This window comes from Micromonospora sp. TSRI0369, from assembly GCF_001905625.1.
Taxonomy (GTDB): Bacteria; Actinomycetota; Actinomycetes; order Mycobacteriales; family Micromonosporaceae; genus Micromonospora; species Micromonospora echinospora_A.
Map to the genome: position 1 here is coordinate 181,049 of NZ_LIVU01000003.1, position 25,740 is coordinate 206,788.

A 25,740-nucleotide genomic window follows, 5' to 3' on the forward strand; every position below is an offset into this window, starting at 1 on the left:
GCTTCGAGGGAAGGGATCTCCATGAGTACCGCATTCGGTCAGAGCACCGTGCTGGGCTATCCGCGTATCGGGGGCAACCGGCAACTCAAGAAGGCCGTCGAGGCCTACTGGGCGGGCCGGATCGACGCCGAGGAGTTGGCGGCGACCTCTGCCGCGCTACGGGCGGAGGTCTGGCGGACGCTGCGCGACGCGCGCCTGGACGCGATCCCGTCCAACACGTTCTCCTACTACGACCAGGTGCTGGACACGGCCGTCGCCGTCGGCGCGATCCCGCACCGGTTCGCCCGTCTCGGCCTCGGCGATCTCGACACCTACTTCGCCATGGCCCGGGGCGTCGATGCCGAGCCGGCGCTCGAACTGACGAAGTGGTTCGACACCAACTACCACTATCTGGTTCCCGAGATCGGCTCCGACACCGCCTTCGCGGCGAATCCCGACAAGGCGCTGCGCGAGTACCGCGAGGCCCGCGAGCTGGGAATCGACAGCCGACCGGTGCTGGTCGGCCCGGCCACATTCCTGCTGCTGGCCAAGCCCACCGAGGCGCGCGGCGAACCGTTCGACCGGTTGACCGACCTGGTCGACGTGTACGCCGACATCCTGCGATCCCTCGCCGCGGCGGGCGTGCGATGGGTGCAACTGGACGAACCCGCCTACGTCGCCGACCGGAGCACCGCCGAGATCGACGCGCTGCGGGAGGCGTACACCCGGCTCGGCGCGGTGGAACAGCGGCCGGCGATCTTCGTCGCCACCTATTTCGGCGAGCTCGGTGACGCGCTGCCCGCCCTGCTCGACACGCCGGTCGAAGCGGTTGGTGTGGACCTGGTGGCCGGGCCCGGCAACCTGCGGCGGCTGGCCGGTGCGGGACCGCTGCGTGGCAAGACGATCGTGGCCGGCCTCGTCGACGGCCGCAACGTCTGGCGTACCGACCTGCGCGCCGCCGTGGCGGCTGGTGCCGCTGTCACCGCCCTCGCCGACCACGTCGCCGTGTCCACCTCGTGCTCGCTGCTGCACGTGCCGGTGGACCTGTCCGCCGAGACCGCTCTCGACCCGGCGCTGCGTCAGCGGCTCGCCTTTGCTCGGCAGAAGGTCGATGAGGTCGTTCGGCTCGGCCGCGCGCTGCGCAACGGCACCACGTCCCTGCCCGAGCCGCTGCCGCCCACCCCGGCCGCATGGCGCGACGACACCGTACGCGGCCGGCTCACCGCGTTGCGTGCCACGGATCGGCAGCGCGGCGCGTACCCGGAGCGAGCGGCGGCACAGCAGGCCCGGCTGAACCTGCCGCCCCTGCCGACCACGACCATCGGATCGTTCCCGCAGACCGACGAGCTGCGCCGCGCGCGTGCCGAGCATCGGGCCGGCCGCCTCGACGACACCGCCTACACCCGGCGCATGCGCGCCGAGGTCGAGCACGTCGTCCGGCTCCAGGAGCGGCTGGGCCTGGACGTGCTCGTGCACGGCGAGCCGGAACGAAACGACATGGTCCAGTACTTCGGCGAGCAGTTGGACGGGTTCGCCGCCACCGAACACGGCTGGGTTCAGTCCTACGGCTCCCGATGCGTGCGTCCGCCCATCATCTACGGCGACGTGGCACGCAGGGCGCCGATGACCGTCAACTGGTCCACCTACGCGCAGTCGCTGACCGACCGGCCGGTCAAGGGCATGCTCACCGGCCCGGTCACGATCCTGGCCTGGTCGTTCGTCCGCAGCGACCAGCCACTGGCAGACACCGCGGACCAGGTCGCGCTCGCCCTGCGCGACGAGTGCCGCGATCTCGAGGCAGCCGGTATCCGGGTCATCCAGGTCGACGAGCCGGCGCTGCGTGAGACGCTGCCACTGCGCGGGGCGGACCAGAAGGCGTACCTGGACTGGGCGGTCGGGGCGTTCCGCCTGGCCACCTGCGGAGTCGCCGACGACACCCAGATCCACACCCACCTGTGCTACTCGGAGTTCGGGGAGGTGATCACGGCCATCGAAGCCCTCGACGCCGACGTCACAAGCATCGAGGCATCCCGCTCCCGGATGGAGGTCCTCGACGACCTCGCCGCGATCGGATACCGCCGGGGTGTGGGGCCCGGCGTCTGGGACATCCACTCACCCCGGGTGCCGTCCCACGACGAGGTCGTCGGCGCGCTGCGCCGGGCCGTGGCCGCGGTGCCGGCCGAGCGGCTGTGGGTGAACCCCGACTGCGGCCTCAAGACGCGCGGCTATCCCGAGGTCGAGGCGTCCCTCCAGCACCTGGTCGCCGCTGCGGCCGAGCTGCGCGGACGCTGAGCCGCGGGCCGGGCGGAACGCCGCGCCGTCCCGCCCGGCCCGGACCCGGTGCAGCCCTTGACAGACCGTGCCCCGAGCGCCGAGGCTGCATGAAGTGATGTGTGTCGATACATGGGGGCATGATGCGACGCAGGATCTTCGCGCTGGCCACAGCCGCCGCGGTCGTCGTCGGCGGGGCCACGACGATGGCGCTGCGCCCGGCCTACGCCGCGACGGTGTGCACGGTGGACTACACGATCACCCGCGAGTGGTCCAGCGGCTTCTGGGCCGAGCTCACAGTCACCAACCTGGGCTCACCCGTCACCGACTGGTGGCTGCGGTTCCGGCAGGCAAACGGCCAAACGATCACCATGGGCCTCGACCGGCTGCCGGACGGATACACGCTCGGCAGCGGCGAGCTGTACCCGGTGACCATGCTCCGCCCACCGGCGGGTTCCACGCTGCCGACCGGCGCCTCGGTCACAGTGCGGTTCGGCGGCAACTACCGGGGCGCCGACCCCGAGCCGACCGACTGGGTGTTGAGCGGCCAGCCATGCGACGCGGACGTCACCGGCCCGACCGGCTCGGCGCCGCCGGCGGCCTCGGGGAGCCCGCAACCCAGCCCACTGCCGGGCGGGCCGTCGGTGGCGCTCACCTCGCCCCTGCCCAACGACTTCTTCGCCGCGCCGGGCGTCATCCCGATCCGCGCGGAGGCCACGGCGGCACCCGGCCGGCGGATCGAGCGGGTCGAGTTCCGCGAGCGCGGCACGTTGCTCGCCGTGGACACCACAGCGCCGTACGCGTTCGACTGGCGCGGCGTGCCGCCGAACAGCGGTACCCGCGTCACCGCCACCGCCTACGACAGCAGCGGCGCCCAGGCCACCGCCGAGGTTCGCGGCGTCCGGGTGCTCCCGCCGCAGGCGCCCGGTGCCGCACCCGCGCTGAAGGCGTTCGGCAACCGCATCCTCACGGTCACAGCCAGTCCGAGGCCGTACCGGCCACGCGGAATCATCCGGTCGGCCGCGCCCGGCGAGTGCGCGTGGGGGCCGATTCGCTGGGACGGCCCGGTCGACGACGCGTCAGTGGGCGCGCTGCGGGCCCGCGGCGTCAACGCGGTGCGGGTCGTGCTGAGCGACGCCTGCTACGTCTACACGGGCAGCGCTACCGACAGGCAGAACCGCGTCGGCTACCTCGACGAGGCGGCCCGGTACGTCGACCGGCTCGGCCGGGCCGGCATCACACCCGTCGTGTCGCTGCGTCAGAGCGACGTTCTCGCGACGCGCTCTTTCTGGAGCGCGGCGGCAGAGGTTTTCGGCGACGACAACGCAGTGGTCTTCGACGTCTCGCCGTACGACTTCCCGGCGGCCGGCGCCACTGATCCCGCGGCGGTCTGGACCTGCTGGCGCGACGGCGGCCCCGCTTGCCTGGACACCGGCCTGCCGAACTTCGGCGTGCAGGAGCAGATCCGCCTGCTTCGCGTCCGGGGCTCGTTCAACCTGGTCCTCGCCGCCGGGATCGACGGCGGCAACGACCTGCGCCGGTGGCTGGAATACCGCCCGGCCGACCCGGACGGTCGCAGCGTGGCAGCCGCCTGGCGCGTCGACGACCGCTCGGCCTGCGCCACGCCGGCCTGCTGGCGGTCCACCCTGCTCCCGGTCGCCGCCCAGGTGCCGCTGGTCGCCACCGACGTCAGCGCCGGCCCGGCGGCGCCGACGTTCGTGCCGCGGACGGTCACCTGGCTCGACCAGCACGGCATCGGCCACCTGCGCCGGTGACCGGGCCTCACCGACAGCCGGTGGGCTCGTCAGACGGTCGTGCGCGACCACTGCTGGTTGGCGCCGGTGTTGCACGCGTACTGCTTGAGGACCACGCCGTCCGCTGTCGATGCGGCCGGTACGTCCACGCACTTGCCGCTGTGTCGTGCCCGGAGCTGGAAGTAGCTTCCGCCTGTGACCATCTGGAACTGCTGGTTGGTGCCGCTGCCGCAGGTGTACTGGATCAGTTCGGCGCCGTCGGCGGTGGAAGCGCCCACCACGTCGAGGCACTTCCCGCTGTTGCGGGAGATGAGTCGCCAGTAGCCGCTGCCGGCGTCCTGGAACTGCCACTGCTGCCACGTGTTGCCGTTGTACGTGTACTGGCCGACGCGCGAGCCGTTCTCGGTGTTCGGCGCCTGGACGTCCATGGCCTTTCCACTGTGCCGCACGACGACCCGGTAGAACGTGCCAGTCGACGGCGGGGGCGTCGTGGGGCCACCCCCGATGGTGTCGCCCCACGCGTACCGGATCTGGTCGGCGCCGGAGGTGTTGCGGACGGTCAGGTGGAGGTCGGTGCCGCTACCGCTGAGCGAGTACATCGAGTACCAGTCGTAGCCGATGGTGCCGGGCTTGCCGCCGAGCGCGGGCCAGTAGGTGCCGCCCATCCGGTTGTCGCGCATGACCTGGGCCATGGCGCGGATGTGGCGCACGAAGTTGTCGGTGCTGTTCGCGTCGGCGTAGTTGCGGCCGTCGTTCATGGGCGCGCCGAACTCGGTGGCGACCGCCCGCGACGCGCAGTTGCCGAGGCGGGTCTGGATGTGGCTCCGGAAGGCGTCGTAGGTCATCTCGCCGTAGAAGAAAGCGTAGTGGTGGAAGGACAGCAGCGTCGAGGCGAAGCGGGTGTCGTTGCAGATGTCCCGCAGGTCCTGACTGAACCCGGTGCCCCCGATGAGCACCCGGCTGGGCACCGCCGAGTAGTGGTAGCTGAGCCAGTTGGCCGCGACGTTGCGCCACTCCGTCGAGCTGTAACCGTGCGGCTCGTTCATCGGCTCGAAGTAGACGTTGGGGTTCGAGCCGTACGTGTTTGTCACCGTGGACCACATCGTGTTCCACGCGGCGAGGTTCGTGATCCTGCCACCGGAGGCGGCGCCGTCCTCCCAGTAGGCGAGGATGACCTTGAACCCGCGGGCGGTGGCCGCGTCGATGGCGCCTCGGTAGGCCTCCCACCACGCCGTCCCGACCGTGTGGGTGTTGATGGGCAGCCGGACGGTGTTCACCCCCATGGTGGAAGCCATGTCGTCATAGAGGGCGTTGGCCTTGGCCCGTACCGTCGCGTTGCTGTCAGAGGAGCTGAGGCCCTGCACGACGAGGGGACCGGTGCTGAAGTTGTCGCCCAGCACGGCCCAGTTCATGCCTCGGAACTGGTTCGTGGCGGCGACGGCCGGCGACGACATGACGACGACGTCGCCGACCATCGCCGTCGTCGCGGCCACCAGCACGATCAGCAGTCGGCGAAACGACCGGGCGCTCCGCGACCACCTGGTCCGCGTCAAGAAGTGGTGAGTCACCGATCTGGCCTCTCTGGGTTCGGACGTCAGGCTGATCGTTAGCGCTAACATCGCTGGATCGCACTCAAGCCAAGGCTTCGCGGTAGTGGTGGCGTCCGCGCGCCATCCGGGCAGCTCCGGCGCGTCACGGCGAGGCGGGTAGATGTGTTCTGCTTGTTAAGTGCGGGTTTCAGACAAGTGTTAGCGGTCTCATCTGGAGAGTCAAGAAATCGACCAAGGTCGTTCCCTGTGTGCCCCGGCTCACCGGTCTCCGCCGGGTGGGCGCAGAGACCAGGAACCCGGGACGGTTCCCGGCACTAGATTGAGGTGGGTGAGCCGGGGCGAACCATCGGCGGAGGCCGGTCCGTCGGGCGACGACGTGACGGCGGCGCTGCTGGCGGCTGCGCGTGCGGGCGACGGCGAAGCCTTCGGTCGTCTGGTCGCACCGCTGCGGGACGAGCTGCGTGCGCACTGCTACCGGATGCTCGGTTCCTTCCACGACGCGGAGGACGCGGTCCAGGACACCATGGACCGGGCATGGCGGGCAGTCGACAGGTTCGAGGGTCACATGTCGATCCGGCCGTGGCTCTACCGGATCGCCACCAACCGGGCGCTGTCTCTCCTCCACTCGCGCGGGCGGCGTGAACTGCCGACCGACTTCACCGCCCCGGGCGTGTCACGGGCCGAGGTGACCTGGCTCGAGCCGTATCCGGACGGTCTTGCGGCCCCGCCCGCCGCACGGGATCCGGAGGCCCACGCCATCGCGAGGGAGACCATGGAACTCGCGTTCGTCGCCGCGTTGCAGCATCTGCCGCCGCGACAACGTGCCGTTCTGCTGCTGCGTGACGTTCTCGGCTACTCCGCCGAGGAGACCGCCGGGATGCTGGTCACCACCGTCGCCGCAGTCAACAGCGCGATGCAGCGGGCCCGCCGGATCGTCGCCGGGCTGACGCCGTCCGGCAGTCAGCAGCGGATCCTCGCCGAGCTGGGCGACGCGGGGCAGCGGGAGGTGGCCAGGCGGTACGCCGCGGCGTGGGAGACCGGCGACGTCGAGAGGATCGTGGCGATGCTGACGGAGGACGCGCGGTACTCGATGCCGCCGCTGGCCGTCTGGTACGAGGGCCATGAGCAGATCCGCGGTTTCCTGGCCGAGGTGACGGGTGGGCGGAGGTGGCGGTTCCTGCCGACGAGTGCCAACGGGCAGCTCGCGTTCGGGACGTACCTGTGGAACGACGCCGCTGCCGCCTACCTGCCGGCGGGGCTGGACCTGCTCGTGCTGCGGGGGCGCCGGGTGGCCGAGGTCGTCTCGTTCCTCGACGCGCGCCTGTCTGCCTTCGACCTACCGGATCGGCTGCCGGAAAGTTCGCGCGGAGGCGATGAGTTCGCGGTCCGGCCGGGGTTGTAGTCCTGACGAGTTCACCGGCCACGAAGGGCAGAGCCGACATGCCGAGCGACGAAGAACAGATCCGGGCCCTGGTCGAGCGCTGGGCCGCGGCGGTTCATGACGGGAACCTCGCCGGCGTCCTGGCCGACCATGCCGAGGACATGGTGATGTTCGACGTGCCGCCGCCGTACGAGGGCGTGCGCGGGTTGGACGCCTACCGGGAGATCTGGCCGCCGTTCTTCAGGTGGCAGGCGCAGGGCGCGTCGTTCGAGGTCGAGTCGCTGGACGTCGAAGCCGGCGAGGACGTGGCCTTCGCGTACGCGCTCCTGCGTTGCGGCACGGCGGCCGACTTCGCCGCGGATCCGGAGAACCGCCTGCGGGTGACCCTCGGCCTGCGCAGGCGGGAGGGCCGGTGGATGGTCACCCACGAACACCACTCCTTCCCGCTCGCCGGTACCGCCGAGCCGGCCCCGGACGCGGCCACCGCCGAGGCGGAGGTACGCCGGCTGCACCAGCGCTGGTTCGAGGGCACCGCGGCCAAGGACCTCGATGCCCTGATGGATGCCGTAGCCGACGACGTGGTCTCGTACGAGCACGACCAGCCGCTGCGACACGTCGGCGTGAACGCGGTCCGCGAGGTCTGCGCGGCGGGCCTGGAGGCGTCGGGTGACGGATCAGTCGCCTGGGACGTGCCCGACCTGACGATCCTGGTCGACGGCGACCTCGCCGTCGCGTGGGGCCTCAACCACGTCTCGGTCAGCCCGAGCGGTGGTCCGCCGATCGAAAGCCCGCCCCGGGGGACCCGGGTCTTCCAGCGACGCGGCGGGGCCTGGCTGATGACCCACCAGCACCTTTCCTACCCGTACGACCCCTCGACCGGGACGGCGAGGACGGATCTGCGCCCGTAGCGACGCGGGCGGGACATCGCACACCGAGCCGTCCATCGACGTTCATCCAGCAGATCGGAGTGCGTAAGCTCCGCACGGTCAGATCCATGGAACCTACGGAGGAGGTTCCATGGATCGTCGAGCGATGTTGCGGGCCACTGTTGTCGGTGCGGGCGCCCTCGCCCTGCCGTTCACGGCGTGGTCGGCCGCGTACGGAGCCCCGGCGCAGAACGCGGCGGGGCCCTACGGTGGGCTTCAGCCCGCCGACGCCAACGGCATCCAGTTGCCGGCCGGGTTCACCAGCTCGATCGTCGCGCGTTCCCGGCGGACGGTGCCGGGGACGTCGTACACCTGGCACGACGCTCCGGACGGCGGCGCCGTGTTCCCGAACGGCTCCGGCTGGATCTACGTGTCGAACTCCGAGGTAGCAGCGAGTGCGGGCGGCGGCGCCTCACGCCTCGTCTTCAACTCCAGCGGTGCCGTGGTCGGGGCGTCGCGGATCCTCTCCGGCACCAACAACAACTGCGCCGGTGGCAAGACCCCGTGGAACACCTGGCTCTCCTGTGAGGAGGTGTCCCTGGGCCGGGTCTTCGAGACGTACCCCCTCGGCGGGACCGCCGTGGCGCGTCCCGCGATGGGCCGGTTCAAGCACGAGGCGGCCGCGGCCGACCCGGTCCGCCGGGTCGTCTACCTGACCGAGGACGAGACCGACGGCAAGTTCTACCGCTTCGTGCCGACCACCTGGGGCGACCTGTCCGCCGGAACCCTCCAGGTCCTCCGCGCCGGTACGGCCACCTCCGGCACGTTCACCTGGGCCCCGGTGCCCGACCCGGACGGCTCACCCACCCCGACCCGGCAGCAGGTGTCCGGCGCGAAGACGTTCAACGGTGGCGAGGGCTGCCACTACGCGGACGACACCGTCTGGTTCACCACGAAGGGCGACAACCGCGTGTGGCAGGTCAACCTGGCCGCCGGCACGTACGAACTCGCCTACGACGACAACCTGGTCAGCCCCGGCACCGCTCCGCTGACCGGCGTCGACAACATCACCGGGTCCACTGCCGGTGACCTCTACGTCGCCGAGGACGGCGGCAACATGGAGATCTGCATGATCACGCCGGACGACAAGATCTCCGTCTTCCTGCGGATCACCGGACAGAGCGGCTCGGAGATCACCGGGCCGGCGTTCACCCCGGCCGGGGACCGGCTGTACTTCTCGTCGCAGCGCGGCACGACCGGCTCGTCCTCCGGCGGCATCACCTACTGCGTCACCGGGCCGTTCCGCCGATGACCGGCTCCCGGCGCCGCAGGGCTGTGGCAGCGTCGTGATCCAATGACGCCATGGTTCTCCAGCGGATCGCCGCCGGCCTCCTGTTGCTGATCGGGTTGCTGGCGATGGCGGCCACCCACACCTTCCCGTTCCTCGACGATCTCTCCGAACTGGCCGAGACGGCGGTCGCGATCGGGGGTGCGGCGTGCCTGTCGGCGGGAGTGTGGCTGTGGCTGCGCAAGCCGGCGGACCGGTCGTCCGCGCACTCGGCCGGCGACGCTGAGAGCCCGTGACGGCGCAGCGCCGGCGAGCGCGCTCGGCGGGCGGTCCGGGCGGTGGCGTCGGATACTGGGCCGATGACCAACCCCGACCTCGATCCCGAGCTGTACCCGCCGATCGACCCGCGTGAGGACGTGCCGGACGACCCCGGCGAACTCCTCCCGGACACGCCCGGCGACCTGCCCGAGGCGCCGGTCGAGCCGATGCCCGACGACGGGGAGCCCGGGGGCGTACCCGAACCGGCCTGACGGGCCGGCACCGGGGCGCCCGGCAGATCGACGATGATGGATAATCTTGCGGTGACCGGCGCGCGGACCGCAGGGGAGACCGGATGAGAATCGTCGACGCCCGGGTGATCGTGACCTGCCCCGGCCGCAACTTCGTGACCCTGAAGGTCGTGACCGACGAGGGAGTCACCGGCGTCGGCGACGCCACCCTCAACGGCCGGGAACTCGCAGTCGCGTCCTACCTGCGCGACCACGTCGTGCCGCTGCTGATCGGGCGCGACCCGGCCCGGATCGAGGACACCTGGCAGTACCTCTACCAGGGGTCGTACTGGCGGCGCGGGCCGGTCACGATGAGCGCCGTCGCCGCCGTGGACACCGCGTTGTGGGATATCAAGGGCAAGGTCGCCGGGCTGCCGGTCTACCAGTTGCTCGGCGGCCGGTCCCGCGAGGGCGTGACAGTGTACGGACATGCCAACGGCGAGACCGTCGACGAGGTGCTGACCGAGGTCGCCCGCTTCGTCGGCCTCGGCTACCGCGCGGTGCGGGTGCAGTGCGGTGTGCCCGGCCTGCCCCGGACGTACGGCGTCAGCACCGACAAGATGTTCTACGAGCCCGCCGACGCCGCGCTGCCGACCGAGACGACCTGGTCGACGGAGGCGTACCTGGCCCACGTGCCGAGCGTGTTCGCCCGGGTCCGCGAGGAGTTCGGGCCCACCCTCCGGCTGCTGCACGACGTGCACCACCGGCTCACCCCGATCGAGGCGGCGCGCCTCGGCAAGAGCCTGGAACCGTACGCGTTGACCTGGATGGAGGATCCCGTCCCGGCGGACCTGCAGGAGGGTTTCCGGCTCATCCGCTCGCACACGACCACGCCGATCGCCGTCGGCGAGGTCTTCAGCAGCATCTGGGACGCCGCCCAGCTCATCCGGGAACAGCTCATCGACTACGTCCGCACCACAGTGGTCCACGCCGGTGGGATCACCCACCTGCGACGCATCTTCGACCTCGCCGCGCTGCACCACGTCCGCAGCGGCTCGCACGGAGCCACCGACCTCTCCCCGGTCTGCATGGCCGCCGCGCTGCACCTTGACCTTGCGATCCCCAACTTCGGCCTGCAGGAGTACATGCGGCACACCGAGCAGACGGACGAGGTGTTCCCGCACGGCTACCACTACGACGGCGGCTACCTGCATCCAGCAGAGACCCCGGGGCTCGGGGTGGACATCGACGAGCAGGCCGCGGCCCGCTACCCGTACGCGCCGGCCTACCTGCCGGTGAACCGGCTGACGGACGGCACCGTGCACCCCTGGTGAACGCGCGCCGGATCAGTGGATGCGGCGACCGTGCGCGTCCGGCACCCCGGACTTGCGGAAGAAGTAGGTGTTGATCTGGTCCCGCCACTCGACGGCGCTGCGGAACTGTTCGTCGAGGCGCTCGGCCACCCGGTCGTGGACGGCCGGGTCGACCGCCCCGGCGACGAGCCGCCACCGCTCCCGCATCGCCGCCACCTCCTCGACCCCGGCGAAGTGCGTGTCGTAGATGTGCTGGATCACGGTACGGCCGCTGTGCAGCACGTGCCGGTACGGGACGTGATGGAAGAACAACAGCAGTTCGTCGGGGCAGCGCTCGCGTGACTCGTACACCTCGGACCACGGCGGCGGGTACTGGCCGGTGAAGCCGGTCCCGGTCGCCCGGGTGCGGTCCACCCCGACGCCATCGCGGTCGGCGAAGTGGTAGGTGCCCCACGGGGTGTACTCGTAGCCGTCCACGTCCGGTCCGTAGTGGTGGCCGGGCCGCACCATGAAGCCGACGCCGAGCGGGGCGGTGTAGCGCTCGTAGGTGCGCCAGGAATCGTCCATGATCGCGTGCATCGTCCGCCGCACCGGTTCCGGATCGCCTCTGGTGACCGGCAGCCAGGTCAGGTCGATCCACTCGTCGAGGATCGCGCCGGGATCCAGCAGCGGATCCCAGGCGAGCCGGCCGAAGGCGTACAGGTTCGCCTGGGCCAGCGGGTGCCCGGTCCAGAACGGGTCGTCGCCCACGTTGGACACGGCGACCAGGCCGCCACCGGCGCCCGTCTGCCCGGCCGCCACGTCGGCGATGGTGTCGCCGGCCGCGCCCCGGGGCCGGAACCGCAGCACCTCGCTCCACCAGGCCCCGAGGTAGCAGACGTGCCGCTGCTGGCCGGTGTACTCCTGCGTCGCCTGCACCTCCACCGCCAGCCGGGTCGCAGGCATCGCGGCGAGCACCGGGGACACCGGTTCGCGTGGCTGGAAGTCGATCGGGCCGAACTTCACCTGGAGGATCACGTTGTCGGCGAATCGTCCGTCCAGCGGCGCGAAGTGGTCGTACGCGGCCCGGGCCCGGTCGGTCGACCGGTCCCGCCAGTCCTGGTGGTGGTCGTAGACGAACGCCCGCCAGCGCACCACGCCTCCGTGCGGGGCGAGCGCCTCGGCGAGCAGGTTCGCGCCGTCGGCGTGGTCGCGCCCGTACGCGAACGGGCCGGGCCGGCCCTCGGAGTCGGCCTTCACCAGATAGCCGCCGAAGTCGGGGATCCGCTGGTAGACCCGCCGGGTGGCGGCGGCCCACCAGGCCCGTACCCGCTCGTCCAGCGGATCGGCGGTGGGCAGGCCGCCGAGGACCACCGGGGCGGCGAAGGTCACCGCCAGATGAACCCGGATGCCGTACGGGCGGAGCACCTCGGCGATCTCCGCGACGTCGCCGAGCCGGTCGGTCAGCAGCAGCGCCTCGGTGTCGTGCACGTTGACGTTGTTCACGCAGATCGCGTTGACGCCGCAGGCGGCGAGCAGGCGTGCGTAGTCGCGGAGCCGGGCGGGCTCGCGCCGGGCGGCGCCGTCGCGCCAGAACAGGGAGCCGCCGGCGTAGCCCCGCTCGACCTGGCCCGACACCGGGTGCACGGCCGCGTTGTCCCAGTGGTCGAGCATCCGCCGGTCCAGCGCCGGCCGGTGCCGCCGCGGCGGAAGGTCGTCGTCGAAGGCCGCCGCGCCGAGCCGGACCACGTGGAACATCCCGTACAGCAGGCCGGCCGGCGCGTCGGCCAGGACCACAGTCACGCCGTTCACCCGTGCCAGCAGGTACCCCTCGTCGCCGAGGGCGCCGTCACCAGTGCCGTTGACTGCAGGTGTCGCGCCGAGCCGGGCCGCCTCCGCTACCGCGTTCGGCACCGGACCGGCCTCGCGCAGGGCCAGCACCAGCTCGGCGTCCACCTGCCACGGTGGACCGTGCCAGACCCGTCCGCCGTACCGGGCGCAGGCCCGGCTCACCTCGTCGAGGACGGTGTCGACCAGGGGCCCGTCGCCGTGTACCAGCACTCCGCGGGAGCCGAGTTCGCGGAACACCGCGGGCGGGAGCCAGGCGGCGTGCCAGGCCGACTCGCCGGCGTCCGCAGACGCCCGGCCGGTGACCGGAACGCTCATGCGGTGAACTCCGCCCGGATGTCGTCGATCATGGGGTCGCCGATCCGCAGCAGCGCCAGCACCAGGAGCGCTGCGAGCAGGGCGAGCACCGCCTCGGAGAACATCGCGGTGACGCCGGCGGCGGCGGCCAGCAGCACGACGTTGCCGACTGTGACGCCGGGCTTGCGCGCCACGTAGTACACGGCGAGCCGGAGCACGTCGCGGGTGCGGAAGGTGAACAGCGAGACGATCACCAGCGCGTTCACCCCGACCAGGACCACCCCCGCCCCGACCACCACCAGCGGCACGACCCACCAGCCGGGGACGGCGGCGGCGGGCAGGTACGCCAGGTTGACCGCGATGACGGCCAGCCACAGCAGCGTCGGCGCCCAGACGCGCAGCACGCCCGGCAGGTTGGCCCGGTAGGCCCGGCGGAACGCGGCGGCGGGACGGAGATCGGTCAGGTCGGGGCGCTGGTGCCGCAGCGTGTACAACGCGGCCGAGACGGCCGGACCGACCGGCAGCGCGGCGGCGGCGACCAGCGGGAGGTTGCTGCTGTCGCGGTCGAGCAGCACGAGCACGGCCAGACCGGGCAGCGTGCTCACCAGGAGCAGCAGTTCGACCACGAGCAGGGTGTGGACCGTCGCGGCGGCCCGGGACAACGGCCCGTCGCCGAACTCGCGCAGCCCGCCGGTCGCGCCGGTCACTGTCGGTCCCCGGGCGGGTCGAGCAACCTGTCGTCCCACCACGGCGGGGTCTCGTCCACCACCGGCGTCAGTTCCGCGAGGGTCACCTCGTGGCGGGCGAGGTCGAGGTCGAGGTCCGCCCGCCCGCCCGCGACCGGCACTGCGCGATGGGTACGGGCCGGCTCGGCGGTCTCCCGCAACGCGTCGAGCTGCCGGGGCCGTGGTGAGTGCGGGCTGCCCATCTCCCGCCAGGCCGCGAAGGCGTTGCCGGCGTCCTCGCTGACCGACGAGCGGAGCAGGAACACCGACGCGGTGCCCGGCGGGCCGATCGGAACGGACAGCGACAGGGTGTGCCGCTCGGGTGCCGGCTCCCGGCCGGTGACGTCCACCGGGGCCCAGGCCAGCACTGCGACCCGGCCGTCGGGGTGCCGGGTGACGAGGTGGTCCGGCCCGCGCGCGAGCACCTCGTCGCCGAGCCGGGCCATGAACGCGTACAGATGGTAGGTGGGTTTCTTGATCTGCCGGTGGGTGAGCAGGCCGAAGCCGCCGTGCAGCGGCGCGGTGGGCACCCCCTCCTCCTCGAACACGTCGCTGAAGGTCCAGTAGGAGAAGGAGTCGACCAGGTCCCCGCCACCGGCCAGCACCGGAGCGAGGTAGGCGGCGTGGAAGGCCGTGTCGTGGATCGGGTTGTCCGGCCGGTAGGAGGAGTTGAATTCGGTGATGTGCACTGGGTGGTCGGCCAGCGCGGTGCCGGCCAGGTGCCGGCGGGGCGCGGCGAACTGCTCCAGCAGTTCCGTGGCCGGGGCCAGGGTCTGCCGGGTGCCGAACGGCAGGTGCCGCGCAGGGCCGGAGGTGTAGGCGTGCCGGCTGACGAAGTCGACGGGTACGTCGCGGTCGGTGACGAACTCGGCGAACGGCTTCAGCCACTCGTCGGCGCCGGGGGACAGGGCCGGACCCCCGACCTGGAGCGCCGCGTCGACGTCCTTGACGGCGTGCGCTGACACCTCGTACAGGCGGTGGTAGGCGTCCTGGTCGGCGCTCGCCCAGAACGCCGGCAGGTTGGGCTCGTTCCACACCTCGACGGGCCAGCCGCGCACCTCGTCGAGGCCGTACCGGTCGACCAGGTGGGCCACCGTGGCGCGCACCAGGTCACCCCATTCGGTGTACGACTCCGGAGGCGTCACGTTGCCCCGCCACCAGAACACCGTCTGGTCGCCGGAGGCGAGCGCCGAGGGCATGAACCCCAGCTCCACGAAGGGCCGGATACCCATCGCGAGATAGGCGTCGACGACCTGGTCGACGTAGGTGAAGGCATGCCGCACCCGGTGCTCGCCCTGGTACGAGTAGGGGCGGTGCACCCCGACGCCGTCGCTGAGCAGCCCGTGCCCGCGGATGTGCCGGAAGCCGATGTCCCGCTGCACCAGCGCCAGCGAGTCCTGATAGTCGCGTCGCAGCGCCAGGTCGAACCGGCCGGTGCCCACGCACGTACGCCAGGCGTCGGTCAGCCGGCCGACGGGCCGCTCGGGAACGGTGCCGCGCATCGCCGCTCAGCCGTGGCTCTTGCGGTACCGCTCGTACGCCTTGTTGACCAGGTCGATGTAGGCCTGCGCGTTCTTGCCCTTCAGCTCCGAGACGTAGGCGTCCCACTCGCTCAGCGGCCGCTGGCCGAGGGCGAACTTCAGCGTGTTCTGGGTGACGTGGTCCTTCAGCGCGGTCGCCCACAGCGTCGTCTGCTCGCGCTCCTCGTCGCTGAGCGGCGCGGGTGGTGGAGTCACCCAGGGCGCGGCCTTGCGGGCGTTCATCTCCTTCTGGAACTCCAGCTCCTCGGGCGAGAAGAACGACTGCACCAGGTCGAGCTTGCCGCCGTAGGCGAAGACGCCGTTGTAGAAGCCGAAGTCCTTCTGCAGGTGCTTGGTGCCCTTGGGGTTGAGCCCGATGACGTTGACGTCCGGGGCGAGGGCGCGCTTGCCCGAGGCGTCCTTGGTGTACGTGGTCCCCTCGACGCCCCACTTGGCGAACTCCTGGCCGGCGTCGGAGTACCAGAGCCAGTCGACGAACTGCATCATGGCCACGAAGTTCTTGCCGTCGCGGGCCTTGCTGGAGATCATCACGCCGTTCTCCAGCCGGCTCGCCGCGTTGACCGCTCCGGCCGGCCCGACCGGGAAGAGGATCTTGCCGAGCCGGGCGTTCGGGTTGATCTTCGCGATGTCCGGGCGGTAGTCGTTCACCAGGGTCTGCGCGTTCGAGCTGATCACGAAGGACTTGCCGCTGGCGAGCTTCTGCCGGGCCTGGTCGTCGGTCTGGGTGAACGTCTCCGGGTCGAGCAACCCCTCGGCGACCAGCTTGTGGAGGTACTCCACCACCTGCCGGTAGCCGTCCGAGGCGCCGGTGAAGACGTACTTCCCGGCCCCGGCGTCCCAGCTCGTCGGCTGGTAGTTCCAGCCGGCGCCGGGCAGGCCGTGCGCGAGGGCCAGCATGTTCAGCAGGTTGCCGGCCGGGTTGGGCTTGCCGAACCGGTCGGAGAACGGAATGACGTCCGGGTGGGCCGCCTTCATCGCCTTGAGCATGGCGTACACCTCGTCCCAGGTGGTCGGGGACGGGATCTTCAACTGCTCCAGCACGTCGGTACGGACCGCGAGGGTGTAGTCCTGCCAGGGCTTCTCGTGCAGGCCGGGCAGCAGGTAGAACTTGCCGTCCTCCTGCCGGAGCGTGTCCATCTCCGGCTGGAGCTTCCACTGCTCGATCTTGTCCTTGAAGTGCGGCATCAGGTCGAGGTAGTCGCTGACCGGCAGGATGGCGCCGGAGGAGACGTACGAGTTCTCCTGCGGGTGGTAGGTCTTCGGGATGATCAGCGGGGCGTCGCCGGAGCCGACCAGTACGCTGCGCTTCTGCTCGTAGTCGCTCAGCGGCACGGCGACCGGGTCCAGCTTGACGTTCGTCCGCCCGGCCAGCTCGGTCCAGAACAACCACTCGGGCTTGAGCGGGTAGTTCGGGTGGTTGTTGTAGAGGACCGAGAACGTGACCGGCTCGGTGGCCTTGAACTGGTCCCCGATGCCGTACTTCTCCATCGCGCCCGCGCGGTTGCGGTCGAGGTCCTTCTTGTCGGGGGCGTCGTCGCCGCAACCTGCCAGGGAGGCGACGGCGGCCGCGCCGGTGGCGAGCAGCACCTGGCGCCGGGACAGCTTGGCCATGGATTCTTCCTTCCGGTGGTGGGGTGGTGCGGGGGCGGCTATCCCTTCACGGCGCCGAGCATGATTCCGGAGACGAAGTACCGCTGGATGAAGGGATAGACCGCGAGGATCGGCAGGATCGTCAGCACGATGGTCACGGACTGGATGGTGGCGGCGGACTGGACGACGTCGCCGGCGCTGCCGAGGCCGCCGCCGGTCTGCGTGGCGTCGGTCGCGCCCGCGATCAGGTTGCGCAGATAGACGGTCACCGGGAGCAGTTCCTGACGGTCCATGTAGAGGAACGCGGCGAACCAGGAGTTCCAGAACGAGACGGCGTAGAACAGCACCATCGTGGCGACCATCGCCTTGGACAGCGGCAGGACGATTCGCAGCAGCGTGCCGTACGTGTTCAGCCCGTCGACGGCGGCCGCCTCCTCCAGCTCGACCGGCAGGCTCTCGAAGAACGCCTTCATCACCAGCAGGTTGAACACGTTTATGGCGTTGGGCAGGGCGATCGCCCACACGGTGTTCTTCAGCCCGAGGCTGGTGACCAGGACATAGTTGGGGATCAGGCCGCCGGTGAAGAACATGGTGAACACGGCGATCCCGACCAGCGCGGTCCGGCCCCGCAGGTGCCTCTTCGACAGCACGTACGCATAGCAGGTGGTCAGCACGACGGAGATGAGCGTGGCGACCACCGTGTAGAAGACGGTGTTGCGGTAGCTGACCCAGAACGTCGGGTCCGACGTCACCACCCGGTACGCGGTGAGGTTGAACCCCCGCGGCACGAGGTTCACCTCACCCGCGACGATGTACGCGTTGTCGCTGAGCGAGCGGGCCACGATGGTGAGGAACGGATACAGCGTCACCACCACGACGCCGGTCAGGACGACGGCGTTCACCACCTGGAAGACCCGGTAGCCCCGGGTGGGCCGGGGGCCACGCGGCCGGGCCGCCGGTTCCCGCGTAGGGGCCTGGGTACGGGCCTGCGTGCTCACCACAGGCTCGTCCCCACCGTGCGCCGGGAGATCGCGTTCGCCGACAGCACCAGCGTCAGCCCGATCACGGACTCGAACAGGCCGATCGCGGCGGCGTAACTGAGGTTCCCGGAGACGATGCCCACCCGGTACAGGTAGGTCGAGATCACGTCCGCCGTCGGGTAGGTGAGCGGGTTGTACAGCAGCAGGATCTTCTCGAAGCCGACGGCCATGAAGGTGCCGATGTTGAGGATCAGCAGCGTCACCATCGTCGGCCGGATCCCCGGCAGCGTCACGTGCCAGGTCTGCCGCCATCGGTTGGCGCCGTCGATGCGGGCCGCCTCGTACAGGTCGCCGTCGACGGTGGTGAGCGCGGCGAGGTAGAGGATGGTGCCCCAGCCGACGGTCTGCCAGACCTCGGAGGAGACGTAGATCGTCCGGAACCATCCGGCCTGCTGCATGAACGGGACCGGCTCGCCGCCCACGGCACGCACCATCTGGTTCACCGTGCCGTCCACCGACAGCAACTGGAGGACCATGGCGGCCACGATCACGATCGACAGGAAGTGCGGCAGGTAGGACACCGACTGGACGAACCGCTTGAGCGCGCGGTTGCGCACCTCGTTGAGCAGCAGCGCGAGCACGATCGGCAGCGGGAAGCAGAAGACCAGCGTCAGCGCGCCCAGCACGAGCGTGTTGGTGAACACGCTCCAGAAGGTCGGGTCGGTGAAGAACAGCCGGAAGTACCGCAGCCCGGTCCAGTACTCGCCGAAGAGGCTGCCGCCCGGCTGGAAGCGCCGGAACGCGATCACGTTGCCGAGCATCGGCAGGTAGCGGAACGTCAGGAAGAACAGCAACGGAAGGACGGCCAGCGAGTAGAGCTGCCAGTCCCGGCGCAGGGCCCGCCGCCAGGGCGTACGACGACCGCGCGGGATCGGAGATGCCAAGCTCGTCCTCCCGCCTGACCGTCGGCCGGAACTTTCCGGTAATGCGCCGTAAGCTTTGCGGAAATTTATGGGTATCGTTATCTTCGTGTCAAGAGCGTCGATTGATATCTCCCTCGACCAGCTCCGTCGCTACACGCCGGCCGTCGTCGAACCCGCCGACTTCGACCGGTTCTGGCGCGCCACCCTCACCGCCGCCGCGGCCACCCCGGTGCTCGTCGCCGTCCGCCCCGAACCCACCGATCTGCGGCTGGTCGACGTGTGGGACGTGACGTTCGCCGGGTTCGCCGGCGAACCGGTCCGGGCCTGGTACACCCGTCCCACGGGCGCACAGGCGCCGCTGCCGGCCGTGGTCGAATACCCCGGCTACGGACGCGGCCGGGGCCTGCCGGGCGAGCGGCTCACCTGGCCGGTCGCCGGTTACGCCCACCTGCTGGTGGACAACCGGGGACAGGCCGGACTGTTCAGCCGCGGCGACACCCCGGACCCGCACGACGCGCCCGGCGGGCCCAGCCCCGCCACGCGGGGAATCCTGTCCCCGGACGACTACCACTACCGCCGCCTGATCACCGACGCGGTCCGCGCGATCGACGCCGTCCGCGTACTGCCCGGGGTGGACCCGGCCCGCGTCGCCGCAGTCGGTAACAGCCAGGGCGGAGGGCTCGCGCTGGCGGCGGCGGGCCTCGTCGACGGCCTCGCCGCGCTCCTGGTCACCGCCCCGTTCCTGTGCGACATCCAGCGCGCCATCGAACTGACCGAGGCTTCCCCCTACGGAGAGATCGCCCGTTACCTGGCGGTGCACCGCGAGGCCGAGGAGCCGGTCCGGCGCACGCTGTCCTATGTCGACGGCGTCAGCTTCGCCCGGCGCGCCACCGCCCCGGCGCACTTCGGGCTCGGCCTGCGCGACGAGGTCTGCCCACCGAGCACCGGTTTCGCCGCCTACAACCAGTACGCCGCTGCCGCATCGGCCACTCCGCTACGGGAGATGCACACGTACCCGTTCAACGGTCACGAGGGCGGGGAGGCCGTCCACGTCCGGCGGCAGCTGCGCTGGCTGGACGCGGTGATCCGTCCCGCCGACCGGACGTCCGTGCCGCCTGTTCGCTGAGCACAAGGTCTCGCTCGCGCAGGTTCTAGATCATTCGGCGCCGCACCCGCCACACCACCACACCGATCAGGATCGCCGCGACCACGGCGAACACCGCCGCCTCGATGAACTGGAACGTCCAGAACCGGTCGGCCGGGTGGTAGACCCCGAACCGCTGGATGCCCCGCGCGTGCAGGAACTGGTTGAGGTTGGTGCCGGCCTGGTTGGCTGCGTCCTCCAGCTCGTAGTACTCCGTTGAGCTGAGCCTGCGCCCGGTGGCGTCCGCGTAGCCGCGTTCGATCACCCAGTCGGCGACGCTGGGTCCGGTCTGGCCCTTCGCGGCGCCGGCGGGGACCGGCTCCATGGTGGTGAGCGGCGTGGCGTACGCGGGGCGGGCCAGCAGCGCCACCGACATCCGGGCGGCGAGGAACGCCCCGAACGCGACGCCGAACGCGGGCAGGCTGCGTCGCAGGATCGCCCCCGCGGCGGTGGCGACGCCGAACGCGAACAGCGCGTACGCCAGCGGAACGAGTCCCTCCAGGTCGAAGGCGTCGTACTGGAACCGTCCTTCCCACGCGTCGAACGGCTGACGGAACCAGGTGAGCACCGCGGTGAACATGCCGGTGAGCGCGACGGTGACGCCGGCCAGCGCTGCGAGCTTGGCCGCCAGCCACCGCATCCGTGGCACGGCCTGCGTCCAGGCGAGCTGCCAGGTGCCGTCCTCCAGTTCACGTGCGAGCAGCGGCGCGCCGAGGAACGCGCCGATGACGACCGGGACCAGGTAGAAGGCCGCGAGGAGGTTCTCGACGTACCCGTACTCCTCGTCGAGCCGGCGGAAGGCGGCCGTGCACGTCTCGTTGGCGCCTGCTTCTCCCGCACACCGGGCGGGACCGCCGGGGATCAGGTCGTGGGCCTGTGTCCCGAGCACGAGCAGGGCAATGCCGAACACGCCGACGAGCAGAGCCAGGACGCAGACCTCGGTCCGGTGCTGGCGCCAGATCAACCACGTCATGCCGCCACCTCCGACGGGACCGCGGCGCCCGGCTCGGACGGCCGGCGCAGGTACGCCAGCACCAGGTCCTCCAGCCCGACCGGCTGGCTCTGCCACCCAGGCGCGGCCGGGACGCCGCCGTCGCGTACCAGCAGGGTCGTGTGCCGATCGCTGTGAACGGCCTCCACGACGGCGCCGGAGCGGTCGAGGTCGGTGGCCGTGCGCGGGCCGACGAGCAGCCGGTGCTCGGCGAGGAGGGCGTCGATGTCACCGGTGAGTGTGACCCGGCCCTGGTTGAGCACGACCAGGTGGTCGCAGACGCGCTCCAGCTCGTGCACGACGTGGGAGGAGAACAGGACTGTCACCCCGCCTTCGGCCACCGCGCCCATGAGGACCTGCATGAACTCGCGCCGGGCCAGCGGGTCGAGGCTGGCCACCGGCTCGTCGAGGACAAGCAGGTCCGGCCGCTTCGCCAGGGCCAGCGCCAACGCGACCTGGGCCTGCTGCCCGCCGGAGAGCGAACCGGCCCTGCGGTCGAGCGGAATGCCCAGCTTCGCCAGCCGGCGTTCGGCCAGCCCCTGGTCGAACCGCAGGTTGCAGGCCCGGCCGAAGCGGAGCATCTCGGCGACGGTGAAGCGCTTGTACAGCGGGTGGTCCTGGGCCAGGAACCCGACCCGGGACAGGGTCTGCGGGGTGCTGGCGGTGACGTCGTGGCCGAGGACCTCCACCGTGCCGGTGCTCGGCGCCAGCAATCCGACGACCAGGCGCAGCAGCGTGGTCTTGCCCGCGCCGTTCGGCCCGACCAGGGCGATCACGCCGCCCGCCGGCAGGGCCAGGGTGCAGTCACGCAGCGCCCAGCCCTTCCGGTACCGCTTGCCCACACCGTCGGTGCGCAGCGCGATCTCGGTCCCTGTCACGCCACGTCCTCGTTCCTCGTCTGCTGGTGGACGGAAGTGAAGAGCGCGTCGACCGCCTGTTCGTCGAGGCCGGCCGCGTAGGCGCGGCTCAGCCAGGTCGCCAGGCCGCGCCGAAGCGACGTGTACGTCGACGGCGACATCGCGGCCGACTGCTGTTCGGTGACGAACGTGCCCTGGCCGGGCCGGCCGGTGACCAGGTTCTCCTGCTCCATCTGCCGGTACGCCTTGGCGACGGTGTTCGGGTTGATCGCCAGATCCTCGACCACCTCGCGGATGAGCGGGAGGCGGTCGCCGGGTTGGAGGAAGCCCAGCAGCACCGCCTGGCGGACCTGCTGGACGAGTTGCAGGTACGGCGGCACGCCGGAGTGGGTGTCGAGCCGGAAGACGAACACTGGTAGCCCTTCGCTGCTTTACTAGTACCGTAGTAAAGCAGCAGGTGGGCGGTCAAGAAGGGCGGGTGGACCACGGCTGGGGGATCGACATGATCGCCGATGGCTGTATCGTTGCCGACGCCGCACCCCGCAGGCCGCTTCCACCAAGGACGACCATGACCGCCTCGACCGTCACCGCCGTCATTGACCTCGACCTGACCGGTCCCACCATCTCCCGCCACGTCTACGGCCACTTCGCGGAGCACCTGGGGCGCTGCGTCTACGGCGGCTTCTGGGTGGGGGAGGGCTCCGCGACCCCGAACGAGGGCGGGATCCGCCTCGACGTGGTGGAGGCGTTGCGCCACATCGGCATCCCGAACCTGCGCTGGCCGGGCGGCTGCTTCGCCGACGACTACCACTGGCGCGACGGGATCGGCCCGCGCGAGCTGCGCCCCCGCATGGTGAACTCGCACTGGGGCGACGTGGTCGAGGACAACTCCTTCGGCACGCACGAGTTCATGGCACTGTGCGAGCTGCTGGGCGCGGATCCGTATGTCTCCGGCAACGTCGGCTCGGGCAGCGTGCGGGAGATGTCCGAGTGGGTCGAGTACCTGACCCGCGGCGACGACTCTCCGATGGCCGCCCTGCGCCGGGAGAACGGGCGCGACGAGCCCTGGCGGGTTCCGTTCTGGGGCCTGGGCAACGAGGCGTGGGGCTGTGGCGGCAACCTGCGCGTCGAGCAGTTCGCCTCGTTGGCCCGCCAGTACGCCACCTACGTCCGCGACCAGGGCGACAACACGGTGTACCGGATCGCCGCGGGCGCGAACAGCGACGACTACCACTGGACCGAGACGCTGATGCGTTCCTTCGACGACCTCGCGGCGCCCGACTCTCGCGCCTGGCCGTTCCAGGCCGTCTCGCTGCACTACTACACGATGACCCGGGGCTGGTCGTCGAAGGGCGCGGCCACCGGCTTCGACGAGGAGGAGTGGTACCTGGCGCTGCGGAACGCGACCCGGATCGAGGAGTTGGTCTCGCGCCACGAGGCGGTCATGGACCGCTGGGACCCGCAGCGCAAGGTCGGCCTCGTCGTGGACGAGTGGGGCACCTGGTGGGACGTGGAGCCCGGTACCAACCCCGGCTTCCTGTACCAGCAGAACACACTGCGCGACGCGCTGGTGGCCGCGGTGCACCTCGACACGTTCCACCGCCACGCGGCCCGCGTCGTGATGGCGAACATCGCGCAGACCGTGAACGTGCTCCAGGCCATGATTCTCACCGACCCGGAGACGGGCGCGCTGGTGCTCACGCCTTCGTACCACGTGTTCGCGATGAACCGGGCCCACCATGACGCGGCGTCGCTCGCCGTGACCATCAAGGGCGAGGTCCCGGTGCGCCAGGTGGCCGGGGAGAGCCTGGCGACGCTCTCGGCGTCCGCCTCGACGCGCGGCGACACGGCGCTGGTCTCGCTGTCGAATCTCGACGCGCGGAGTCCGGCGACTGTCGTCCTCGACCTGCGCGGCCGGGACGTGACGGCCCACCGGGCCACCGTCCTGACGGCCGAGGCGCTCGACGCGCACAACACGCCGTCGACCACGGGCGTCGCGCCCCGCGAGCACGCCGGGGTCGCGGACCACCCGCGGGGCCTGCAGGTCGAGCTGCCCCCGCACGCGTACGTGACGGTGGAGCTGGATCTCGCCTGACCGTCGACCCGGGGCTCGTTTCACGGGTTCGATCTGGCGACAGCGGTGACAGGCCGCTGTCCGGGAGCGGGCGAGCGGGCCATCCAATTACCCCGGTCTATCGGAGCCGCCCCACGGCGCGCTGCTTGCTCCGAAATTTTCGGCGCTGTGCCGGTCGGAACGTTTCCCCGCTGACCGGCGCTCGTGCTGGCAGCGGGGTCGTTGACGGATGGCGGGGCAGTTAGTAGCCTCAGCGCACGCAATCATGGCATGTAAATATCTCGATAAGTTTCGGAGACGACGATCTCACCGACGACGGGATCACCGCTGACCCGTCGGTGAGGCCACTCGTCGGCTTCTGCCTGCGGTGCCCACCGCCGGTAGGACCGTCGCCCTGATTCGCCGCGGGCACCCGCCACCGCCGCACGATCACCGTATGGAGGGCCGTTGAAACGCGTCCGGAGCACCCTAGCCATCATCGCCACCGCCGCGCTCCTCCTCGGCGGTTGTGGCGGGTCAGACGGCGAATCCGACTCGAAGACCTTCGAGTTCTGGTCGTTTGCCAACATCAACCAGAAGGCCGACGTCGACGTCTACACCAAGGCGCACCCCGATGTGCGTATCAAGCTCACCGAGGTGGGCAGCACGACCGAGACCGCGCAGGCGCTCACCGCCGCGCTGGCCGGCGGCAAGGTGCCCGACCTGGTGCTGATCCAGGCCGACGACCTGCCGAAGTTCATGCAGTCTCCGGACAACTTCGTCGACCTCACCACGCTGGGCGCGAACGACATCAAGGGGAACTACCTCGACTGGGTGATGGCGCAGTCGACGACCAAGGACGGCAAGATCATCGGTGTGCCGACCGACGTCGGCGGCTTGGCGGTCGCCTACCGTACGGATCTGTTCAAGGCGGCCGGCCTGCCCACCGACCGCGAAGAGGTCTCCAAGCTCTGGCCGACGTGGGACGAGTTCATCAACGTCGGCAAGACGTACGTCCAGAAGACCGGCAAACCGTTCGTCGACAACACGCCGACCAGCGTCTTCTTCCAGGCGGTCAACCAGGGCAGCCAGCGCTACTACAGCGCCGACCGCAAGCTGGACTACGACAACGAGCAGGTCAAGGCGGCGTTCGACGTGACGCTGAAGGCCTTCGACGCGGGCATCTCCGCCAAGCAGGGGTCGTTCTCGTCCGGCTGGACCGCGGCCATGAAGAAGGGCGACTACGCGGTGGTGTGCTCACCGTCCTGGATGCTCAGCCAGATGAAGACGAACGCCCCCGAGACGAACGGCAAGTGGGACATCGCCACCATTCCCGGCGGCTCGGGGAACTGGGGCGGCAGCTTCCTCGCCATTCCCAAGCGCGCCAAGAACGCGAAGGCGGCGTGGAACTACATCTCCGAGATGCAGTCGCCGAAGGGTCAGCTCGACCACTTCCTGCTGCAGGGATCGCTGCCCACCACGCCGTCGGTCTACACGGACCCGCAGCTGGTCGGCAAGACCGACCCGTTCTTCAGCAACGCGCCGATCGGCAAGATCTACACCCAGTCGGTGGTGGGGATCAAGCCCTTCTACTTCGGCCCGCAGGACGGCCCCATCGGCACCGAGTTCCTCAACACTCTCACCAGCGTCGAGCAGGGCAAGGTGAATCCGGCCAACGCCTGGAACACCGCGCTGACGAATGTCAAGAACGCCGTACGCGAATGACCGAGGGCTGACGTGCGGCAGCCGGGTACCGCCCGGCTGCCGCGCATCGGGAAGGTGACGCTTTGACCACCATGCTCGGCCCGGCCCCGATCCCGCCGGACGTCCGGAGGCCCGGTCGCAACCGGCGCATCAAGCAGGGCGTACGGGAGTTCCTGGCGCCGTACGCGTACATCTCGCCGTTCTTCGTGCTCTTCCTG

Annotated in this window: 21 protein-coding genes; 11 read left to right on the forward strand and 10 right to left on the reverse strand. The window is 70.6% G+C overall.

Going from position 1 to position 25,740, the window contains the following annotated elements; all coding sequences use genetic code 11:
- The first annotated feature begins 21 nt into the window (after positions 1-21).
- Complete coding sequence (gene metE, locus AMK25_RS09745) at positions 22-2,271, forward strand: 5-methyltetrahydropteroyltriglutamate--homocysteine S-methyltransferase (protein ID WP_073827855.1); 2,250 nt, start codon at positions 22-24, stop codon at positions 2,269-2,271.
- Between the two features lie 119 nt (positions 2,272-2,390).
- On the forward strand, positions 2,391-4,025 hold the full coding sequence (locus AMK25_RS09750; RefSeq protein WP_073827856.1) for an Ig-like domain-containing protein: 1,635 nt from the start codon (positions 2,391-2,393) through the stop codon (positions 4,023-4,025).
- Positions 4,026-4,054: 29 nt separating this feature from the next.
- On the opposite strand, the gene AMK25_RS09755 is transcribed toward AMK25_RS09750, so the two are convergent.
- On the reverse strand, positions 4,055-5,497 hold the full coding sequence (locus tag AMK25_RS09755) for an RICIN domain-containing protein (RefSeq protein ID WP_241826311.1): 1,443 nt from the start codon (positions 5,495-5,497) through the stop codon (positions 4,055-4,057).
- Positions 5,498-5,930: 433 nt separating this feature from the next.
- Here AMK25_RS09755 and AMK25_RS09760 point away from each other — a divergent pair, with 433 nt between their 5' ends.
- The 6 genes from AMK25_RS09760 to manD all read left to right on the forward strand — a co-directional run bounded on the left by AMK25_RS09760 (position 5,931) and on the right by manD (position 10,911).
- Entirely contained in the window at positions 5,931-6,956 is a 1,026-nt protein-coding gene (locus AMK25_RS09760; protein ID WP_073828602.1) for a sigma-70 family RNA polymerase sigma factor, read from the forward strand.
- A gap of 38 nt (positions 6,957-6,994) precedes the next feature.
- Positions 6,995-7,843 (forward strand): nuclear transport factor 2 family protein, encoded by an 849-nt coding sequence (locus tag AMK25_RS09765; RefSeq protein WP_073827857.1) that lies wholly within the window; start codon positions 6,995-6,997, stop codon positions 7,841-7,843.
- A gap of 109 nt (positions 7,844-7,952) precedes the next feature.
- Positions 7,953-9,113, forward strand: a complete 1,161-nt coding sequence (locus AMK25_RS09770; RefSeq protein WP_073827858.1) for an alkaline phosphatase PhoX — start codon at positions 7,953-7,955, stop codon at positions 9,111-9,113.
- Between the two features lie 50 nt (positions 9,114-9,163).
- Positions 9,164-9,385 carry a hypothetical protein gene (locus AMK25_RS09775; protein ID WP_073827859.1) on the forward strand — a complete coding sequence of 74 codons (222 nt, stop codon included), beginning with the start codon at positions 9,164-9,166 and terminating at the stop codon, positions 9,383-9,385.
- A 63-nt stretch (positions 9,386-9,448) separates the two neighbouring features.
- Positions 9,449-9,619: a hypothetical protein gene (locus AMK25_RS32370; RefSeq protein WP_198937491.1), complete on the forward strand. Its 171-nt coding sequence runs from the start codon at positions 9,449-9,451 to the stop codon at positions 9,617-9,619.
- Positions 9,620-9,702: 83 nt separating this feature from the next.
- Positions 9,703-10,911 (forward strand): D-mannonate dehydratase ManD, encoded by a 1,209-nt coding sequence (manD, locus tag AMK25_RS09780; protein ID WP_073827860.1) that lies wholly within the window; start codon positions 9,703-9,705, stop codon positions 10,909-10,911.
- Between the two features lie 12 nt (positions 10,912-10,923).
- Here the strand turns inward: manD and AMK25_RS09785 are convergent, their stop codons facing one another.
- The 6 genes from AMK25_RS09785 to AMK25_RS09810 are packed head-to-tail and all read right to left on the reverse strand — an operon-like array spanning position 10,924 to position 18,794.
- Complete coding sequence (locus AMK25_RS09785; RefSeq protein ID WP_073827861.1) at positions 10,924-13,035, reverse strand: alpha-glucuronidase; 2,112 nt, start codon at positions 13,033-13,035, stop codon at positions 10,924-10,926.
- A complete protein-coding gene (locus AMK25_RS09790) occupies positions 13,032-13,721 on the reverse strand; it encodes a hypothetical protein (RefSeq protein WP_073827862.1) in 690 nt (229 codons plus the stop codon). The genes AMK25_RS09785 and AMK25_RS09790 overlap by 4 nt, the downstream gene beginning before the upstream one ends.
- Positions 13,718-15,241 carry a GH39 family glycosyl hydrolase gene (locus AMK25_RS09795; protein WP_073827863.1) on the reverse strand — a complete coding sequence of 508 codons (1,524 nt, stop codon included), beginning with the start codon at positions 15,239-15,241 and terminating at the stop codon, positions 13,718-13,720. The genes AMK25_RS09790 and AMK25_RS09795 overlap by 4 nt, the downstream gene beginning before the upstream one ends.
- A gap of 6 nt (positions 15,242-15,247) precedes the next feature.
- The gene (locus tag AMK25_RS09800; protein WP_073827864.1) at positions 15,248-16,891 is read right to left on the reverse strand and encodes an ABC transporter substrate-binding protein; all 1,644 of its coding nucleotides are present in this window, start codon (positions 16,889-16,891) and stop codon (positions 15,248-15,250) included.
- Positions 16,892-16,929: 38 nt separating this feature from the next.
- Positions 16,930-17,868 (reverse strand): carbohydrate ABC transporter permease, encoded by a 939-nt coding sequence (locus AMK25_RS09805; protein ID WP_225980760.1) that lies wholly within the window; start codon positions 17,866-17,868, stop codon positions 16,930-16,932.
- On the reverse strand, positions 17,865-18,794 hold the full coding sequence (locus tag AMK25_RS09810; RefSeq protein WP_073827866.1) for an ABC transporter permease: 930 nt from the start codon (positions 18,792-18,794) through the stop codon (positions 17,865-17,867). The genes AMK25_RS09805 and AMK25_RS09810 overlap by 4 nt, the downstream gene beginning before the upstream one ends.
- Positions 18,795-18,861: 67 nt before the next feature.
- On the opposite strand from AMK25_RS09810, the gene AMK25_RS09815 reads away from it, so the two are divergent.
- The gene (locus tag AMK25_RS09815; protein ID WP_073827867.1) at positions 18,862-19,899 is read left to right on the forward strand and encodes an acetylxylan esterase; all 1,038 of its coding nucleotides are present in this window, start codon (positions 18,862-18,864) and stop codon (positions 19,897-19,899) included.
- A 25-nt stretch (positions 19,900-19,924) separates the two neighbouring features.
- Here the strand turns inward: AMK25_RS09815 and AMK25_RS09820 are convergent, their stop codons facing one another.
- Genes AMK25_RS09820 through AMK25_RS09830 form a run of 3 tightly spaced genes read right to left on the reverse strand, consistent with a single transcriptional unit; the run spans position 19,925 to position 22,178 of the window.
- Positions 19,925-20,890, reverse strand: a complete 966-nt coding sequence (locus AMK25_RS09820; RefSeq protein ID WP_073827868.1) for an ABC transporter permease subunit — start codon at positions 20,888-20,890, stop codon at positions 19,925-19,927.
- A complete protein-coding gene (locus tag AMK25_RS09825) occupies positions 20,887-21,786 on the reverse strand; it encodes an ABC transporter ATP-binding protein (RefSeq protein ID WP_073827869.1) in 900 nt (299 codons plus the stop codon). Before AMK25_RS09825 ends, AMK25_RS09820 begins: the two co-directional genes overlap by 4 nt.
- Positions 21,783-22,178, reverse strand: a complete 396-nt coding sequence (locus AMK25_RS09830) for a GntR family transcriptional regulator (protein WP_073827870.1) — start codon at positions 22,176-22,178, stop codon at positions 21,783-21,785. Before AMK25_RS09830 ends, AMK25_RS09825 begins: the two co-directional genes overlap by 4 nt.
- A 155-nt stretch (positions 22,179-22,333) precedes the next feature.
- On the opposite strand from AMK25_RS09830, the gene AMK25_RS09835 reads away from it, so the two are divergent.
- Complete coding sequence (locus tag AMK25_RS09835) at positions 22,334-23,860, forward strand: alpha-N-arabinofuranosidase (protein WP_073827871.1); 1,527 nt, start codon at positions 22,334-22,336, stop codon at positions 23,858-23,860.
- A 426-nt stretch (positions 23,861-24,286) separates the two neighbouring features.
- Positions 24,287-25,543, forward strand: a complete 1,257-nt coding sequence (locus AMK25_RS09840) for an ABC transporter substrate-binding protein (RefSeq protein ID WP_073827872.1) — start codon at positions 24,287-24,289, stop codon at positions 25,541-25,543.
- Positions 25,544-25,740 lie beyond the last annotated feature (197 nt).

Bases quoted from the DNA above. Each gene is read 5' to 3' on its own strand.
- metE (WP_073827855.1), top strand. From the start codon at position 22: ATGAGTACCGCATTCGGTCAGAGCACCGTGCTGGGCTATCCGCGTATC.
- AMK25_RS09750 (WP_073827856.1), top strand. From the start codon at position 2,391: ATGATGCGACGCAGGATCTTCGCGCTGGCCACAGCCGCCGCGGTCGTC.
- AMK25_RS09765 (WP_073827857.1), top strand. From the start codon at position 6,995: ATGCCGAGCGACGAAGAACAGATCCGGGCCCTGGTCGAGCGCTGGGCC.
- AMK25_RS09770 (WP_073827858.1), top strand. From the start codon at position 7,953: ATGGATCGTCGAGCGATGTTGCGGGCCACTGTTGTCGGTGCGGGCGCC.
- AMK25_RS09775 (WP_073827859.1), top strand. From the start codon at position 9,164: ATGGTTCTCCAGCGGATCGCCGCCGGCCTCCTGTTGCTGATCGGGTTG.
- AMK25_RS32370 (WP_198937491.1), top strand. From the start codon at position 9,449: ATGACCAACCCCGACCTCGATCCCGAGCTGTACCCGCCGATCGACCCG.
- manD (WP_073827860.1), top strand. From the start codon at position 9,703: ATGAGAATCGTCGACGCCCGGGTGATCGTGACCTGCCCCGGCCGCAAC.
- AMK25_RS09785 (WP_073827861.1), bottom strand. From the start codon at position 13,035: ATGAGCGTTCCGGTCACCGGCCGGGCGTCTGCGGACGCCGGCGAGTCG.
- AMK25_RS09795 (WP_073827863.1), bottom strand. From the start codon at position 15,241: ATGCGCGGCACCGTTCCCGAGCGGCCCGTCGGCCGGCTGACCGACGCC.
- AMK25_RS09800 (WP_073827864.1), bottom strand. From the start codon at position 16,891: ATGGCCAAGCTGTCCCGGCGCCAGGTGCTGCTCGCCACCGGCGCGGCC.
- AMK25_RS09815 (WP_073827867.1), top strand. From the start codon at position 18,862: ATGGGTATCGTTATCTTCGTGTCAAGAGCGTCGATTGATATCTCCCTC.
- AMK25_RS09820 (WP_073827868.1), bottom strand. From the start codon at position 20,890: ATGACGTGGTTGATCTGGCGCCAGCACCGGACCGAGGTCTGCGTCCTG.
- AMK25_RS09835 (WP_073827871.1), top strand. From the start codon at position 22,334: ATGACCGCCTCGACCGTCACCGCCGTCATTGACCTCGACCTGACCGGT.